Here is a 16,405-nt window from a genome sequence, read left to right on the forward strand (position 1 = left end):
CAGCAACACCCGCCAAGGCTGCTGTGGATATTGGTTCCCCGTCAGCGTTCCCCGCCGCGGTTATTTCGGTGCGCCAGTCTGGAAAATCCAAGGTGCGCTTGTCAATGCTTAGCTTTGCTTTGTTTTCCAAGAAAACGGTGAGGATTTCTCGTAAAGCCAATAGTAGTTGGAGACCATTTGCTGTGTACGCCGCACGCGAAAGCCAGCGGTAGCGAACACCAGCAGAACGGCCGTGTCGAGCACATAATTCACAGGGCTGATGAACGGCCCCTGAAACAGCGAAAAGTGCAAAAAGCGGGCCGCTAAACCGAGCAGCAGCGTGTACACCACCGCCGTGCCATAGTTGCTCCAGCTTTCAGCCGCCGCCCGGCCGGAACGCCAGGCCGTCCAGAAGCAGAGAAGCATGACCAGCACGCGCAGCACCAGTTTCACGCCTTCGTCCGTCTCGAATAAAAGTCCTTGCATGTTCAACCTCCTGGAGAAGGACGGCGCTCGATGAGCCAGCCGCCGGACACTCCAAAAATGGGAAGACCGATATCCGGCTGCGGCAACGGGCCGCGCCGGATGACGGCATTTCTCAGTGATGACCGCCTTCGAGATAGGCAGCGCGCACTTCCGGATTGGCGAGCAGCTCGCGGCCAGAGCCGCTCATCGTCACCTTGCCGTTGACCATCACATAGGCGCGGTCGGAAAGCTTCAGCGCGGCAAAAGCGTTCTGCTCCACGAGGAAAACGGTCAGCCCCTCTTCCTGGTTGAGCTTCTTGATCGCCTCGAAGATGCCCTTGACGATCAGCGGCGCGAGGCCGAGCGACGGCTCGTCGAGCAACAGAAGCTTCGGACGGGCCATCAGCGCACGACCGATGGACAGCATCTGCTGTTCGCCGCCCGAAAGCGTGCCGCCGCGCTGGTTGATGCGTTCCTTGAGGCGCGGAAACATCGTGAAGATGCGTTCCACGTCCTCGTGGAAATACTTCATGTTGTCGAGCCCGGCACCCATCTGGAGGTTTTCCAGAACGGTCATGCGGCCGAAGATGCGGCGGCCTTCCGGCGACTGGGCGATGCGCATGCGGGCAATCAGATGCGTCGGCATGCGGGTGATGTCGGTGCCGTCGAAGATGATCGAGCCGGAACGGGCCTGCGGCGCACCGCAGATCGTCATCATCAGCGTCGACTTGCCGGCGCCGTTCGCACCGATCAGGCTGACGATTTCGCCTTTCTTGACCTCGACATCGACACCGCCAAGCGCGCGGATGTTGCCGTAATAGGTTTCGACACCCTGAACTTTCAGAAGCGTTTCGCCGCTCATGCCTTGGCACCTCCGTCAAGGCTTTCCACTTCCGCGATCACCTCGGTCACTTCTTCATCATCCACGCCCAGATAGGCCGCGATGACCTTCGGGTCGTTCTTCACATGGTCCGGCGTGCCGTCGGAAATCTTCTGCCCGTATTCCAGCACCACGACATGGTCGGAAATTTCCATGACCACCGACATGTCGTGCTCGATGAGGAGCAGCGACGTGCCTTCGTCGCGGATGGAGCGAAGCAGCGTATTGAGCGCCAGCGATTCCTTGGGGTTGAGACCCGCCGCCGGTTCATCGAGGCACAGCAGTTCCGGGCCCGTACACATGGCGCGGGCGATTTCCAGACGCCGCTGGGCGCCGTAGGGCAGATCGCCCGCCGGATCGTCGGCGCGGTCGATCAGATCGGCGCGCTCCAGCCAGTGGGCCGCCGTCTCGATCGCCTTCTTGGCCTCACGCTTGTAGAGCGGGGAACCGAGCAGGCCGAGGATGGTGTAACCCGAGGCCTTCATCAGCTTGTTATGCTGGGCGACGAGCAGGTTTTCGAGAACCGTCAGGCCCGAGAAGAGCCGGATATTCTGGAAAGTACGCGCCACCTTGGCTTCACGGGTGATCATGAAATCGGGCAGCCGTTCCAGCAGATATTCCTTGCCGGATTTCTGGTGGAGCGAAATCATGCCCATCGTCGGCTTGTAGAAGCCGGTGATGCAGTTGAACACCGTGGTCTTGCCCGCCCCGTTCGGGCCGATGAGCGCGGTGATTTCACCGCGTTTCGCCTCGAAGGAGAAGTCGTTGATGGCCATGAGGCCGCCGAAGCGCATCGAAAGATGCTCGACCTTCAGGATCGTATCTTTGCTGGTCATTGAAGTATCTACCGAGGCCATCAGCCGTGGCCCTCCTTGGTAAAGCTGCCGGAAACGGCCTTTTTCTCCTTGAGGAAGGCGGAGGGTTCACGACTGCCGACGAAACCGCGCGGCTTGAGGATCATCACGATCACCATGGCCAGGCCGAAGATCAGCATGCGGTAAAGCTCGGGCGTGAAATCGGGGCCGAAGATATGCTTCAGGAACTCCATTTCGCGCAGCAGCTCGGTGCCGCCGGTCATGACGATGGCAGCCACCGCGATACCCGTCAGCGAGCCCATGCCGCCGAGAACGACGATGGCGAGAATGACCGCCGATTCCATGAACACGAAGGATTCCGGCGAGACGAAACCCTGCCGCGCCGCGAAGAACGAACCGGCAAAGCCGCCGAACATCGCGCCGATGGAAAACGCGGTGAGCTTGGTGGTGACGGTGTTGATGCCAAGCGAACGGCAGGCGATTTCATCTTCGCGCAGAGCTTCCCACGCACGGCCAATCGGCATGCGGCGAAGCCGGATGGTGACATAGGCCGTGACCATGCAGAGTGCGAGGATGAGGTAGAACAGGAAGATCTTGTAATAGGCCGACGACATCGGCAGGCCGAACATCTTGGCGAAACCGCCCGGCGAGGCATCGAAAGGAATGCCGAACAGCGTGGCCTTCGGAATGCTGGAGACGCCGAACGTGCCCTGCGTCACATCCGTCCAGTTGATGAGGACGAGACGGATGATTTCGCCGAAGGCAAGCGTCACGATGGCGAGATAGTCGCCGCGCAGACGCAAGACCGGGAAGCCGAGGATCATGCCCCAGAAGGCGGCCAGAATGCCGGAAATCGGCAGAAGCAGCCAGAAGGACAGGCCGAAATGGCTGGAGAGCAGCGCATAGGAATAGGCGCCGACCGCGTAGAAGGCGACATAGCCGAGATCGAGCAGGCCGGCGAGGCCGACCACGATGTTCAGACCCCAGGCCAGCATCACATAGATGAGGATCTGGATGCCGAAATTGTCGACGAACTTGAGCGAGCCCTGGAAACCGTAGATCGACACGATGACCGGCGGGTAAAGCAGGAGCGCGACGAGTGCGATCTTCAGGAAATGCTTGTGGAAGAGGCTCGGGCTCTTCTCGATGTCATGCACCGGCACCTCGGCGCGCGCATCCTTGCGGGCCTTCGCCCAGGGATGGACGAACAGCACCATGAGGAAGCGACCGACGGCGGCGATGCCCACGAAGATGGCGAGCAGGCCGGGACGACCATAGATGATCAATGCGTTGGAAATGTCCTGATCGGTCTTGAAACCGATATAGAGCAGGAAGAGGCCGAAGGTCAGGAGGCCGGTGAAGACGGCCTCCTTGATGGCCTGCCCGAGAAGCGAGGCCGGAGCCTTGCCGGGTTCGGAAATTGCGTTGGCCATGGCTTACACCTTCTCCACTTCAGGACGGCCGAGAATGCCGGTCGGCTTGAAGATCAGCACGAAGGCAAGCAGACCGAAGGTCGCCACATCCTTGTAGGCAATGGTGAAATAGGCGGACCAGAGCGATTCGATGAGGCCGATGAGCAAGCCGCCGAGAACAGCGCCCGGAAGCGAGCCGATCCCGCCGAGAACGGCAGCCGTGAACGCCTTGACGCCCGGAATGAAGCCGTCGTTGAAGGCGGCAACGCCGTAATACATCAGATACATCGTGCCGGCGACGGCTGCGAGTGCCGCACCCATGACGAAGGTGATCGAAATGGTGCGGTCGACATCGACGCCGAGAAGCGCGGCCATCTTGCGGTCCTGCTCCGTGGCGCGCTGGGCGCGGCCAAGCGGCGTCTTGTTGACGATGTACCAGAACAGCGTCAGCAGGACGGCCGTGACGATGATGATGACGATCTGCTTGAGCTGGATCGTCACCTCACCGAAATGATAGACATCGGTGATCATCGGCGGGATCGGCTTGTTGCGCGGACCCTGGGCGACCTGGATGAAGTTCGACAGCACGATGGACATGCCGATAGCGGTGATGAGCGGCGCCAGACGGAACGAACCGCGCAGCGGGCGATAGGCCACCCGCTCGATCGCCCAGTTCCACAGGCTGGTCATCAGCATGGCGACGATCAGCATGACAAGGAGTGCCAAGGCAACCGGCACACCCGCAAACAGCGTCGTGAGCAGCAGGAAAACGATGAGCGCCGCGAAACCACCGAGCATGAAGATATCGCCATGGGCGAAATTGATCATGCCGATGATGCCGTAGACCATCGTGTAACCGATTGCGATGAGACCATAGATAGAGCCAAGAGTCAGCCCGTTCACGAGCTGCTGGATGAAGTAATCCATTTATTTTTCCCCGGATGCGACGTGGCTTACGACGCATCTCTTTTCTCTTATGTTGTTTTGAAGCATTCACCGAAGGAGGTCTTCGAGGCCCCCTGATCGGCTCCGCTCATAGCAACCGGAAACGCAAATGCCGTTTGTTATTCTTCAATTTCGGCTGTTCACGCTCCAGATTAGGGGATTCCATACCGCTTTAAATCCAAAAGTGAAGCGGCAAACGTCTATTCAAACAAATTTTCTGCCTTTTTTTGTTCCCATGGCCATTATCTAGTCAATCAGTCTATTTCTGACCTTCAAATGACCATTTTTTGACCAACTGGAAAATTTCCAGTCTTTTCAATCGGCAAAGCCCGCAGAGAGGCCAAACTCACGGCCCAGAAGGCAGATTTCGCTGAAAAACGAGGCCGCAAAGGACCGCATCACCGTGATCTCGTAGGTGTCGCGCGCCACCCGCGCCACATTGCCACCAACATGGCAGACGAGCGCATTGGCCGACCGCCCGATGGCGAAGGCATCGGGGTGAAGATCGAGCGCCGTGCACTTGGCAAGCAGCGCCCGGCTGTCCGGCCCCGCCAGCGAAAACACCGTGCGGCCATCGCCCTGCTCCACCACCGAGGCGCCGGGAATGGCGGCAAGCGCCGAAGCAACCGCCCCCGCCCCGTCCCGGTTGGTGACGACCAGCCACTCCTCAGGCCCGCAGAAGCGCACCGAGGCCCCTTCGATAGCAGCAAGCGCCTGCACGACTGTCGCCTCACTGCCCTTGTGGGCCAGAACGGACCATGACGCCCTGTTCCGCGGCACGGAAAGATGGTTGAGGGCGGGTTCCGCCGGTGCTGCGGCAAGAAGCTCCTCGACCGGGTGTCTCAAGACGAAATTCATCGCTCAACCTCACTTGGCATATTCCGCCTCTTTCCGAAGCGTGAAACGCACTATCTCTTTGTTTTCGCATTTCCCAACGCAGAACCGCGACGCACTCCTGCTGGAAATGCTTACTGGTGCAGCCTGCCGTTTTCCGGATCGATGAAGACCGGAGAACAGATGACGGCCGGAAATTCCTCGTTGCGCAGGCCGTCCCACACGATGACCTTCTCGCCGTGACGCTCGCGCCCCGATTTGATCAGCGCCAGCGCGATGGGCGATTGCAGGCCAGGCGAATAGCAGGCCGAGGACACATGCCCCTGATCGTTGGTCAGCGACGGTTTTGCGCCCTCCTTGAGGATATGCGAGCCGGCGCGGATGGTATTGGCGACATCGACAGGCTTCAGCCCGACGAGTTGCAGCCGGTCCGCCGCCGTCAATCCGAAGCGACCCGCCAGATGCTTGCCGATGAAATCGGGCTTGGTGCCGGACACCATTTTGCCGAGACCGACATCATCGGGCGTGGTGCGCCCGTCGAGTTCATTGTGGGTCACATGGCCTTTCTCGATGCGCAGAACGGCAAGCGCCTCGACGCCATAGGCGCAGATGCCGTGTGGCGCACCCGCCTCCATCAGCGCATCGGCAACGGCCTCGCCATAGCCGGCGGGCACCGCCAGTTCGTAGGCAAGTTCGCCTGAGAAGGAGATGCGGAAGAGCCGTGCCTTCAGCCCGCCCTTGAGCATGACCTCGCGGGCCGACAGGAACGGAAACGCCTCATTGGAAAGATCGTCTTCCACCAGTTCCTGAAGAATGGTCCGCGATTTCGGCCCGGCCAGCGCCATCTGCGCCCATTGATCCGAAGAGGAAACGAAGCGCACATCAAGGTTCGGCCAGAGCGTCTGGGCGCAATGTTCGAGATGGGTCATCACCTCCGCCGCATGGCCGGTGGTGGTGGTCATGAAATAATGGTTCTCAGCGAGACGGCTGGTCGTGCCGTCATCGAAGACGATGCCATCCTCACGCAGCATGAGGCCGTAGCGCGCCCTGCCGACCGGCAGTTTGAGGAAGGCATTGGAATAGACCCTGTTCAGGAATTCCGCCGCATCCGCTCCGAAAATCTCGATCTTGCCCAGCGTGGAGACATCGCACAGCCCGGCATTGGCGCGCACGTTGAGAACCTCGCGGTCCACGCTGTCGCGCCACGTCGCCTCACCCGCGCGCGGGAACCAGGCGGAACGGTACCAGAGACCCGCTTCCACGAAGGTCGCGCCGTTCTTCTTCGCCCAGTTATGCAGCGGCGAATAGCGGGTCGGCCGCGACTCCTTGTCCCGCGAAGTGCCCGCCATCGCCCCGAACGAGACCGGCGTGTAGAACGGCCGGAAGGTGGTGGTGCCAATTTCGGCCGGCGAAACGCCCTTCATGCCCGCGAGAATGCCGGCCATGTTGACATTGCCGAGCTTGCCCTGATCGGTGGCCATGCCGCCGGTGGTGTATCGCTTGGCATGTTCCACGAAGCCATAGGCCTCGCGCTTGGCAAGGCCGAGATCGGCCACATGCACATCGTTCTGGAAATCGACAAAAGCCTTCTGCTGGGCACCCGGCACGTACCAGAGCGGCGCGAAGGCGGGATCGTATTCGCCCTCCACCTCCGGCAGATCGCGCAGTTTCGGGCGCTTGCCGAGGCCGCGCAGGATGGCGAGCGCCTTTTCCTGCCCGTCCTTCAACGCATCACCAAGACCGGAAAGCCCCGCCGCCGCACCCGCCGGCGTCAGAAGATCACCGTTTTCCGGCGCGAGGAACGCCTGGTGTTCATCCGACCAGACCGGCTTCCGGCCACGCTGGCAGGCAAGGTGCACCACCGGCGACCAGCCGCCGGACATGGCGAGCGCATCGCACTCGATGACCTCTTCGAAGCCCGAACGCTCGACAACGACACCGGAAAGCCGGTTTCCGCCCTTGGTGGCGACGATGCCGCCATTGTGAATGATCCGCGCGCCTTTCGGCGCGACGTCAGGCACGACGGCGCGACTGTCGATGATGGCCGCAATCTCGATACCGTTGGATGCAAAGGCCTGCGCCGTCGCATAGCCCGAACCGCCATTGGTGAAGACCGCGACCTTGCGGCCCGCCGCCACCGCATAGCGGTTGAGATAGGTCCGCATGGCCGAGGCCATCATCACGCCGGGCGTATCGTTGCCGCCAAAGACGAGTGGACGCTCCTCCGCCCCCGTCGCCATGATCGCGCGCTTGGCGATGATGCGCCACACCCGCTCCACCGGCCTGTCCGGCGAAGGTTCGGCCACATGCTTCTGCACCTTTTCCACCGCGCCGAAGACGTTGTCGTCATACCACCCGAACACGGTGGTGCGCGGCATCAGCGTCACGTCGGGGAAGCTTTTCAGCTCTTCGAGAACGGAGGCGACGAAATCCGCCGGTGCCTGTCCGCCGATCTTCGCGGTTTCCGAAAGCAGCGCGCCACCCATGCGGAAACCTTCATCGGCCAGAATGACGCGCAGGCCGGAACGTGCGGCGGTGAGCGCCGCCATCAGCCCGGCGGCACCGGCGCCGATCACCAGCAGGTCGCAATGCGCCCAGGCCTTTTCATAGCGATCGGGGTCCGGCTGCATCGATGCCTTGCCGAGACCGGCGGCGCGACGGATGATCGGCTCATAGACCTTTTCCCAGAAAGCAGCGGGCCACATGAAGGTCTTGTAGTAGAAACCGGCCCCGAGAAAGGGCGAAAGCAGGCCGTTCACCGCACCGATATCGTGCTTCAGCGAGGGCCAGCGGTTCTGGCTGATGGCGTCCAGACCATTGAAAAGTTCGGCAACGGTCGCGCGGGTATTCGGCTCACGCCGTCCGCCCGTGCCGATGGTGACGAGCGCATTCGGCTCGGCGGAACCGGCGGTCAGGATGCCGCGCGGACGGTGATACTTGAACGAGCGGCCAACCAGCACCTCGTTGTTGGCAAGCAGCGCGGAGGCGAGCGTGTCTCCCGCGAAGCCGCGCATCGGGCGACCATCGAAGGTGAAGGCAAGGCCGGCGCTGCGGTCGACCAGACCGCCAGTGGTCAGGCGATAGGCGCTCATTCGGCGGCCTCCTTCGCTTGGGCGGCGTCCACCACCGAATAGACCTCGTGGGTCACGTTATCGCGCTCCACGATCAGGAACCTTCGGCAACCGCTGGTGTGGTGCCAGCTTTCACGAATGCGGCCCTTCGGGTTTTCGCGCAGATAGACATAGGCAAACCACGCTTCTTCCGGCGCATCCGGGCCGGGGCGTACGGGTGTCGCGTCGCCGCGAATGGTGAATTCCTCTTTGGGGCGGACACCGCAATGCGGGCAGGAAATCAGACTGGCCATGGTTCTGTCTCAATGAAGATTGGGCTGCGGGCCCTTGCCGCCCTCATCGAGGACGAGGCCGCGTTGGAAGCGATCGAGGCGAAGGGCACGGGCGACAGGATGCGCCTCGTCTTTCGCAATGAGATGGGCAAAGCACAGGCCCGACGCCGGCGTCGCCTTGAAGCCGCCATAGCACCAGCCGGCGTTCAGATAGAGATTGTCGAGCGGCGTCTTGTCGATGATCGGCGAGCCATCCATCGTCATATCCATCACCCCGCCCCAGGAACGCAGCACCCGCACGCGCGACAGGCCGGGAATAAGCGAGACGCCCTCCTCGATGGTCTTTTCCACCGTCGCCAGATTGCCGCGCTGGCTGTAGGACGAATACATATCGATATCCGCGCCGAAGACGAGGCCGCCCTTGTCGGACTGCGAGATGTAGAAATGACCGCCGCCATAGGTGATGACGGTATCGATCACCGGCTTCAGCCCTTCCGAAACGAAGGCTTGCAGCACATGGGTTTCGATGGGCAGCGTCAGCCCCGCCATCTCCGCCGTCACCGAAGAATGCCCGGCGGTGGCAAGCGCCAGCTTGTTGCAGCCAATGAAGCCCCGGCTCGTCTCGACACCCGTGACCCGCCCGCCTTCGCGGCGAATACCCGTCACCTCGCAATGCTGGATCAGATCGACGCCGCGGCTGTCAGCGCCGCGCGCATATCCCCAGGCAACCGCATCGTGACGCGCGGTGCCCGCCCGCTTCTGGCGCAACGCACCGAGTACCGGGAACCGGGCATGGTCGAAATTGAGGTAAGGCGCCACCTTGTAGAGATCGGTGCGGTCGAGAATCTCGGCATCGACGCCGTGCAACCGCATGGCATTGCCGCGCCGGCGATAGGCATCGCGCTGGCCATCGGAATGGAAGAGGTTGAGAATACCGCGCTGCGACACCATCGCATTGAAGTTGAAGTCCTGCTCCAGTCCCTCCCAGAGCTGCATCGAAAGCTCGTAGAAGGGATTATTACCCTGTAGCAGGTAATTCGACCGGATGATGGTTGTATTACGGCCAATATTACCGGAACCAAGATAGGATTTCTCCAGAACCGCGATGCTCCTGACACCGAATTCCTTTGCGAGATAGTAAGCGGTGGAAAGCCCGTGCCCGCCGCCGCCGACCACGATCACGTCGTAATGGGACTTGGGCTCCGGCTCTCGCCAGGCTGGCTTCCAGTCGCGATTGCCGCTGAAAGCGTTCCGGAGGATGGAAAGGGCTGAATAGCGCATGGGGGAATCCGTCTCGATAGGCCGGTCACAGGTTGGCACAGCCGTCGCCAAGAGCAAACACAAATGAGACGAAAATAAAGTCGCACGCAAAGCTTGCGAAAAAAGAATGCAGAAGCGAGGACGGCCTTCGGCCCCCTATCTGTGATTTCAACCACTTGCCGCTGCCGCAATCCGCCCGGTTCGCCAGCCGCCATAGACTGGTGGCAACGATCACAGCGAAGGCGCGACCATGAGCGACACCACCGTCAACCTCGAAATGCCCTACATCCTGCCCTCCCAGGCGCAGAAACATGTGACCCACAACGAAGCGCTGCAGCGTCTCGACGCGATCGTGCAATTGACGCTTTCGGCCATGCTGGCCACCCCGCCGGCAAGCGCGGAGGAAGGCGAATGCTTCGCCATCACGGCCCCTGCCTCCGGCGACTGGAGCGGGCGCGACGGGCGCATCGCCATGTGGCAGGATGGCGCCTGGCTTTACCTTGCGCCCCGCACCGGCTGGCGGGCGTGGGACGCGCAGGCGCGAACCCTGCTAGTGCATGACGGCGAAGACTGGGGGCCGGCACCGCTGCCGGCCCATGGCGTCTGCCAGACGCTTGGCGTTTCCACCACCGCCGACACCGCGAACCGGCTCGCGGTCGCCGCCCCGGCAACGCTTCTGACCCATGCCGGTGGCGGCCACCAACTCAAGATCAACAAGTCAGCGCCCGCCGATACCGCATCACTGCTGTTTCAATCCGACTGGACCGGCTTTGCGGAAATGGGGCTGGCCGGCAACAATTCCTTCGCGGTGAAGGTAAGCGACGGCACGGATTGGGTAACGGCGCTCGCCATCGCGCCGACGGGACACGTCCAGCACCCGCGGAACCCGGCCTTCCGCGCCTGGTGCGATCCGGCAACCATGACGCCCGCACCCGGCAGCCAGACGGGCTTCCAGCAGATCGCCAACCTCCAGGGTACGGTATCGCTGGGCGCACCGCTCACACGCGGCGCCGCGCTCGTCATCGCCGAAACCGGCCTATACCTTCTCAACCTGCATGTGACGGTCATCACCTCCTCGGGACACGACATCACGCTCGTCGCCAATGGCACGACGGAGATTGCCACGCTCAAGGGCGACGCTTCGGGCGCAACCTCGGGCAGCCTCACCACAATTGCATGGCTCAATACGGGAGATTCGCTGTTCATGAGCCATGCAGGAAATGCACAGCTCGAATGCGGTCAGCACAAGACGGAGTTGACGGGTGTAATGCTCTAAAGTTTAGCGGAAACAGAGCCTTCAACGACCTATGCTTCCATCATCAACAGCAAATACAACCAGAAACCTAGTCAAAAAAAGACGTTCCGCGGTTAACCAATACTTAAATTACGGGATGACTCACATCGGAAGATGGTTTAGAAGTCCTGAATGAAGATTCAACCACTGTGTCTATCGGGTGACCAGCGTGACCATCCTTGAACTGCTGAGAAGCGAGAACACACCGGCGACGAGCCGAGCTGCTGCCGTTCCTGCAAATCCTGTGACGGAAATGCTTCTGCCAGAGGCTGGCAGGAAGAAAATTGCACAGCTTGCGATGAAACGGGCCTTCGATATCCTTGCGTCGGGCGCAGCGCTGATTGCGCTTCTGCCGCTTTTTTTGGCGGTTGCCGCCATCATCAAATTCGATAGTCCCGGCCCCGTTTTCTTCAGCCAGGTTCGCTGGGGGAAAGACGGCAAGAAGATTCGCGTCTTCAAGTTCCGCTCCATGCGCACGGACCTGTGCGATGTGAGCGGCGTGGCCCAGACCGTGAAGAACGATCCGCGCGTCACGCGGATCGGTGCGATCCTGCGTCGCACGAATATCGATGAGTTGCCGCAGCTTCTGAACGTGCTGCTGGGCGATATGTCGCTCGTCGGCCCGCGGTGCCATGCGGTTGGCATGCTTGCTGCCGGCATCCCCTATGAAGAACTTGTGCCGGATTACCATCACCGCCACATGATGCGCCCGGGCCTGACCGGTCTGGCCCAGATGCGTGGCCTTCGCGGCCCGACCGATCGTCCGGGCAAAGCCCGCGCCCGTATCGCTTCCGACCTTTATTATGTCGAAAATTTCTCTTTCCTGTTCGACATGCGCATTATTTTCGGAACCGTGATTTCCGAACTCAAGGGCGGCAAGGGCTTCTGATACCCTTCTGAAACCAGCTTATTTCCTGAAAAGCGCCCAATTCCGGCGCTTTTTTGCCGTTGTGACACCACATTCGCGTTCAGCAACACGACAAAGGTGCAGCGGCGCAATTGCAAAAGTTTGAAAATTGCAGCGTCTCGCTTAGTCAATTTTTAAATGTGGCGGGCTAAAGTTTCTCACGTGGTCTTGAGTTTGTGTAGAGAGTACAATGACCGAAGTGATGCGTCCCCGAGTAAAATACGTCATCGGCCCCGATGGGAGTCCGCTGACGATTGCCGACCTTCCCCCGGCAAACACCCGCCGTTGGGTGATTCGCCGCAAGGCGGAAGTTGTCGCGGCAGTCCGAGGAGGCCTGTTGAGCCTTGAGGAAGCGTGCGAGCGTTATACGCTGACCGTTGAGGAATTCCTGTCCTGGCAGTCTTCCATCAATGACCACGGTCTTGCCGGCCTGCGCACCACCCGCATCCAGCAATATCGCCACTGATCCGAATTCCGGCTGGACAGAAGCCAGCCTGAGAGGACCATTCAAAAAGCCCGTTTCGCGCCCCAATGGCAGCGAGCGGGCTTTTTCGCGTTGAAGCATGCCCAGCCGAAGCTTGCTCGCTTCGGCATCGGACAATGCGGCAAAAACAAAAGGCTGGAATATTTCCCCCTTGCCTTTTACCCACTGCCCCCCACTTGAGGCCCTGAGCAGGCGCGATGCCTGCTGTTACCAAACATAAGGAGATGCAGGAATGGAAATTATCCGCGAGGACAACAAGAGCGGTGGCCGCTACGTCGCCACGGTTGACGGCCACGAAGCGGAAATCACCTTTTCGCGCACCTCACCGACCCTCATCATCGTCGATCACACCGGCGTGCCGGATGCCTTGCGCGGCCGCGGCGTGGGACAGGCCCTGGCCCAGAAAGTCATTGAAGATGCCCGTGAAAACGGCTGGCGCATCATTGCGCTCTGCCCCTTCTTCAAGGCGCAGGTCCAGCGCCACCCTGAATGGGCGGACGCCATCGCGGGATAAGCTGTTGCCTGAGCGGGTGAAAACGCCAAAAGGGCGCTGCGGGTCACTCCCCGCGCGCCGCGACTTGGATAAGAGCGCAGGAAAGTCATGCCCGTCCGCGGATCGTGCCGGACGAGCATGACTTTTCTCGCGCGGATCTTCGATCCGTTCGAATTGTTAACGGCCGGCAACCTCGCTCGGATCAGGCCCGCGCGCGCATCGCTCCGTCTCGCTCGCCCAGCGCTGCGGCCTTGTCGCGATCTGCGACAGCTTCCTCATACGCAATTTCGGCGGCTTCCTGCTGGCTCTTCAGGTCACGAATGGAGACCTGAAGATTGTCGGCGCGCTGCCGCGCCGCTTTCGCAAACGTGGGATAGGCGAAGTGATTCGGATCGGAAATGCCGGATTTGCTTTCTTCCAGAACGATCTGGTGTTCCAGCTCCTTGGACATTTTCTCGAATTCCGACACCATCATCTGCAATTGTTGCAGTTGGCGGCGTTTTTCATTCACCTGAAATTCCTTCAGGCGGACAAGGCTGTCGTGCGGCTTCATACGCTATACTCCCGTGACGCGAGATCCCGGCCTTCTTATCAATGCACCCGTTAACGCCCCCTTTCAGGGAACTGTGACGAAAAATCCTCTCGACCTTAACAAAAACCTACCGTCGGTAACCTTTCGTTTACGGGCATCGTTAATGATAGGGACGATCATTTAAGGGTCGGTAAATACGACGCCTCAAAAAAACAAACCGGCAATGATGAGTCGGTTGAATCACTTAGCGGGTTTTCCTCACGTAGTGATTCAGTTTTGGCGATGACAGATTCATGTGTGAAAACAGGGAAGTGCCATTTTTATTTAATAAATTCGATACACCTTGCCAGAGGGAATCAGAATTTGTTAACCATTTGGTGGCAGCTTCCAAATCAGGCAACGTCTGGGTCCGTATCGCGTAGGGGGCAGTCATTACCTTTCGGCGGCGGTAAAGGGGATTAACATGCGGGTTCTACTCATCGAAGACGACAGCGCGACAGCGCAGAGCATCGAACTGATGCTCAAGTCGGAAAGCTTTAACGTTTATACGACCGACCTCGGCGAAGAGGGTGTCGATCTCGGCAAGCTTTACGACTACGACATTATTCTGCTCGATCTGAACCTTCCGGATATGTCCGGTTACGAAGTGCTGCGCACATTGCGCCTTTCGAAGGTCAAGACGCCCATTCTCATTCTGTCCGGCATGGCCGGTATCGAAGACAAGGTTCGCGGCCTGGGCTTCGGCGCGGACGATTACATGACCAAGCCGTTCCACAAGGACGAACTGGTTGCCCGCATCCATGCCATCGTGCGCCGTTCCAAGGGCCATGCCCAGTCCGTGATCGTCACGGGCGAACTTCTGGTGAACCTCGACGCCAAGACCGTCGAAGTTGGCGGCCAGCGCGTTCACCTGACGGGCAAGGAATACCAGATGCTCGAGTTGCTTTCGCTGCGCAAGGGCACGACGCTGACCAAGGAAATGTTCCTGAACCACCTTTATGGCGGCATGGACGAGCCGGAACTGAAGATCATCGACGTCTTCATCTGCAAGCTGCGCAAGAAGCTTGCCAACGCCGCCGGCGGCGCCAACTACATCGAGACGGTCTGGGGCCGCGGCTACGTTCTGCGCGAGCCGGACGGCAACGCCGAGTTCCTCGAAACCGCCTGACACCGCATCCCCGCCAGCCGAAACATTGGGCCCACCCTTCATCCGTGAAGGGTGGGCCTTTCATTTGTGCCCTGCCCTGTCGACCCAACGGAAAACGCCGGCCACGGGGCCGGCGCATGGACAATTCGGGCCACCTGGAAGGGGTCAGGCCGCCGTCTGGATCTCGGCAAAGGCACTGGTCAGGCTGCGGCGATCGAACGGCTTGAGAAGAAAATCAGTCGCGCCTGCCCGCTTGGCGGTCATCATGCGCTTCAGGTCGTTCTCAACCAGGCAGTAAAAGATCCGGATCTCGCGCCCGTTCGCCAGTTGTTTCAGTTCGGTCACAAGGTCCAGCGCATCTTCCATGCCGGCATCGATGATGACCACATCCGGCAGATCGGCTTCGCAGCGTTCCCTGCCCTCACGCGCATCACGCGCTTCGCTGACGAGAAAGCCGAGTTCACTCAGAATGCGCCGGCCGACCTTGCGGACGATGTCGGAACCGTCGACGATCATCAATCGCTTCATCTTCTGGACCCTTCCCGAAATGCCGTACGCGGAGTTATAGGGCCGCATGCGGCCCTGATCTTCGCGCATTCAACCATGCGAGGCGATAAGGAAGGGTTACTGCCTGATCGCAGGAATGACGGCAAATGTTCCGAAACGGGCCGCAGCAACGGTCGCTCCAAACGAAAACGTTCCCGCACGCCTCACCGGGCGTGCGGGAACGTCGATCTGGCCGGAAACACACAGCGGGCCTTGCTGCCCGTCAGTCGTCCTTTTCCTCGGACTTGATGAGCTTGGCGGTGAAGACGATATTGTCCTCATTGACGACATAGGAAATTTCCATGCCGCTCTCTTCCGCCAGAAGCAGTGTGTAATAGGGCTGGATGGCGTGGGCGTCGACCGCCTCGTCCAGCTTGCCTTCGAACAACTGCAGGAACTTCGGCGGTACGCGCAGCATGCGGCCCTTGACCGTCAGCGTGAACACGGCATCGAATTCCGGCGCTTCCAGCGCCACATCGACGGAGCCGCCCCGCGGAATAGCGCTGTAGGCCACGAGAAACAGGTTGAGCAACAGCTTGACGCGGTTCTTGGCGGCAATGGCGCGCGGGCCGGTCCAGGTCACTTCCGTCTTCTTTTCGGCCGCGGCAAAGTCCTTGGCGGCCTTCTCGGCCTCGCCGGTATCGATGGAGGAGCCGGCCGAACCGGAAGCGCCGAAGGCAAGGCGCGCGAACTTCAGGCGGACGGAGGCATTCAGCGCACTCGTGCGAATGAGATCCATCGCATCGGCGTCCGCGCCGCCTTCGTCGAGCAGTTCAAGCCCGTTATTGATCGCACCCACCGGGGAAATGACATCGTGGCACACGCGGCTGCACAGAAGCGCGGCGAGGTCCGGCCCGGACAGGGTGAAATTGGGATTCTTCGGCATGAATGTCTCCTGAAGCGCCGCGCCAGCCCGCCTCACTTCCGCGAAACGGGAGCCCGATGCCCCGGCGCGAAGCAGTTGCGGATATTCGCCATAATGACACCATTTTTGGTAAACCGAATGTTAACACCATGGGCGCAAATATCATTCTCAACGCCCAATTGGCGTATTGCCTGCGAATTCCCA

17 protein-coding genes are annotated in these 16,405 nt (G+C 60.4%); 5 read left to right on the forward strand and 12 right to left on the reverse strand.

Features of this window, described 5'->3' with window-relative positions; translation table 11 throughout:
• Positions 1–108: 108 nt before the first annotated feature.
• From GGQ66_RS02390 to GGQ66_RS02430, 9 genes are all read right to left on the reverse strand, one after another.
• Positions 109–465: a DUF6867 family protein gene (locus GGQ66_RS02390; protein ID WP_183789024.1), complete on the reverse strand. Its 357-nt coding sequence runs from the start codon at positions 463–465 to the stop codon at positions 109–111.
• A 112-nt stretch (positions 466–577) separates the two neighbouring features.
• Positions 578–1,306, reverse strand: coding sequence for an ABC transporter ATP-binding protein (locus tag GGQ66_RS02395; protein WP_183789026.1), 729 nt, complete (start codon positions 1,304–1,306; stop codon positions 578–580).
• Complete coding sequence (locus tag GGQ66_RS02400) at positions 1,303–2,181, reverse strand: ABC transporter ATP-binding protein (RefSeq protein ID WP_183789028.1); 879 nt, start codon at positions 2,179–2,181, stop codon at positions 1,303–1,305. The genes GGQ66_RS02395 and GGQ66_RS02400 overlap by 4 nt, the downstream gene beginning before the upstream one ends.
• Positions 2,181–3,572, reverse strand: coding sequence for a high-affinity branched-chain amino acid ABC transporter permease LivM (gene livM, locus GGQ66_RS02405; protein WP_183789030.1), 1,392 nt, complete (start codon positions 3,570–3,572; stop codon positions 2,181–2,183). The genes GGQ66_RS02400 and livM overlap by 1 nt, the downstream gene beginning before the upstream one ends.
• Before the next feature lie 3 nt (positions 3,573–3,575).
• The gene (locus GGQ66_RS02410) at positions 3,576–4,478 is read right to left on the reverse strand and encodes a branched-chain amino acid ABC transporter permease (protein ID WP_183789032.1); all 903 of its coding nucleotides are present in this window, start codon (positions 4,476–4,478) and stop codon (positions 3,576–3,578) included.
• Between the two features lie 333 nt (positions 4,479–4,811).
• Positions 4,812–5,354 carry a sarcosine oxidase subunit gamma gene (locus GGQ66_RS02415; protein WP_183789034.1) on the reverse strand — a complete coding sequence of 181 codons (543 nt, stop codon included), beginning with the start codon at positions 5,352–5,354 and terminating at the stop codon, positions 4,812–4,814.
• 110 nt (positions 5,355–5,464) lie between these two features.
• Complete coding sequence (locus GGQ66_RS02420; RefSeq protein ID WP_183789036.1) at positions 5,465–8,422, reverse strand: sarcosine oxidase subunit alpha family protein; 2,958 nt, start codon at positions 8,420–8,422, stop codon at positions 5,465–5,467.
• Positions 8,419–8,694, reverse strand: a complete 276-nt coding sequence (locus tag GGQ66_RS02425) for a sarcosine oxidase subunit delta (protein ID WP_183789038.1) — start codon at positions 8,692–8,694, stop codon at positions 8,419–8,421. Before GGQ66_RS02425 ends, GGQ66_RS02420 begins: the two co-directional genes overlap by 4 nt.
• A gap of 9 nt (positions 8,695–8,703) precedes the next feature.
• Positions 8,704–9,954 (reverse strand): sarcosine oxidase subunit beta family protein, encoded by a 1,251-nt coding sequence (locus GGQ66_RS02430; RefSeq protein WP_183789041.1) that lies wholly within the window; start codon positions 9,952–9,954, stop codon positions 8,704–8,706.
• A gap of 229 nt (positions 9,955–10,183) precedes the next feature.
• On the opposite strand from GGQ66_RS02430, the gene GGQ66_RS02435 reads away from it, so the two are divergent.
• The 4 genes from GGQ66_RS02435 to GGQ66_RS02450 all read left to right on the forward strand — a co-directional run bounded on the left by GGQ66_RS02435 (position 10,184) and on the right by GGQ66_RS02450 (position 13,132).
• A complete protein-coding gene (locus tag GGQ66_RS02435; protein ID WP_183789043.1) occupies positions 10,184–11,209 on the forward strand; it encodes a DUF2793 domain-containing protein in 1,026 nt (341 codons plus the stop codon).
• Between the two features lie 187 nt (positions 11,210–11,396).
• Entirely contained in the window at positions 11,397–12,116 is a 720-nt protein-coding gene (locus tag GGQ66_RS02440) for a sugar transferase (RefSeq protein ID WP_370686274.1), read from the forward strand.
• Between the two features lie 208 nt (positions 12,117–12,324).
• Positions 12,325–12,600, forward strand: a complete 276-nt coding sequence (gene sciP / locus GGQ66_RS02445; protein WP_183789045.1) for a CtrA inhibitor SciP — start codon at positions 12,325–12,327, stop codon at positions 12,598–12,600.
• Positions 12,601–12,850: 250 nt separating this feature from the next.
• Positions 12,851–13,132 (forward strand): GNAT family N-acetyltransferase, encoded by a 282-nt coding sequence (locus tag GGQ66_RS02450; RefSeq protein WP_183789047.1) that lies wholly within the window; start codon positions 12,851–12,853, stop codon positions 13,130–13,132.
• A gap of 181 nt (positions 13,133–13,313) precedes the next feature.
• Here the strand turns inward: GGQ66_RS02450 and GGQ66_RS02455 are convergent, their stop codons facing one another.
• Positions 13,314–13,664: a flagellar export protein FliJ gene (locus GGQ66_RS02455; RefSeq protein WP_183789049.1), complete on the reverse strand. Its 351-nt coding sequence runs from the start codon at positions 13,662–13,664 to the stop codon at positions 13,314–13,316.
• Between the two features lie 442 nt (positions 13,665–14,106).
• Here GGQ66_RS02455 and ctrA point away from each other — a divergent pair, with 442 nt between their 5' ends.
• Positions 14,107–14,811 (forward strand): response regulator transcription factor CtrA, encoded by a 705-nt coding sequence (gene ctrA / locus GGQ66_RS02460; RefSeq protein ID WP_183789051.1) that lies wholly within the window; start codon positions 14,107–14,109, stop codon positions 14,809–14,811.
• A gap of 144 nt (positions 14,812–14,955) precedes the next feature.
• On the opposite strand, the gene GGQ66_RS02465 is transcribed toward ctrA, so the two are convergent.
• A complete protein-coding gene (locus tag GGQ66_RS02465; protein ID WP_183789053.1) occupies positions 14,956–15,318 on the reverse strand; it encodes a response regulator in 363 nt (120 codons plus the stop codon).
• Between the two features lie 241 nt (positions 15,319–15,559).
• The gene (gene chpT, locus GGQ66_RS02470) at positions 15,560–16,222 is read right to left on the reverse strand and encodes a histidine phosphotransferase ChpT (RefSeq protein ID WP_183789055.1); all 663 of its coding nucleotides are present in this window, start codon (positions 16,220–16,222) and stop codon (positions 15,560–15,562) included.
• Positions 16,223–16,405: the final 183 nt, after the last annotated feature.

It is taken from the genome of Allorhizobium borbori, from assembly GCF_014196535.1.
In the GTDB taxonomy this organism is placed as follows: Bacteria; Pseudomonadota; Alphaproteobacteria; order Rhizobiales; family Rhizobiaceae; genus Ectorhizobium; species Ectorhizobium borbori.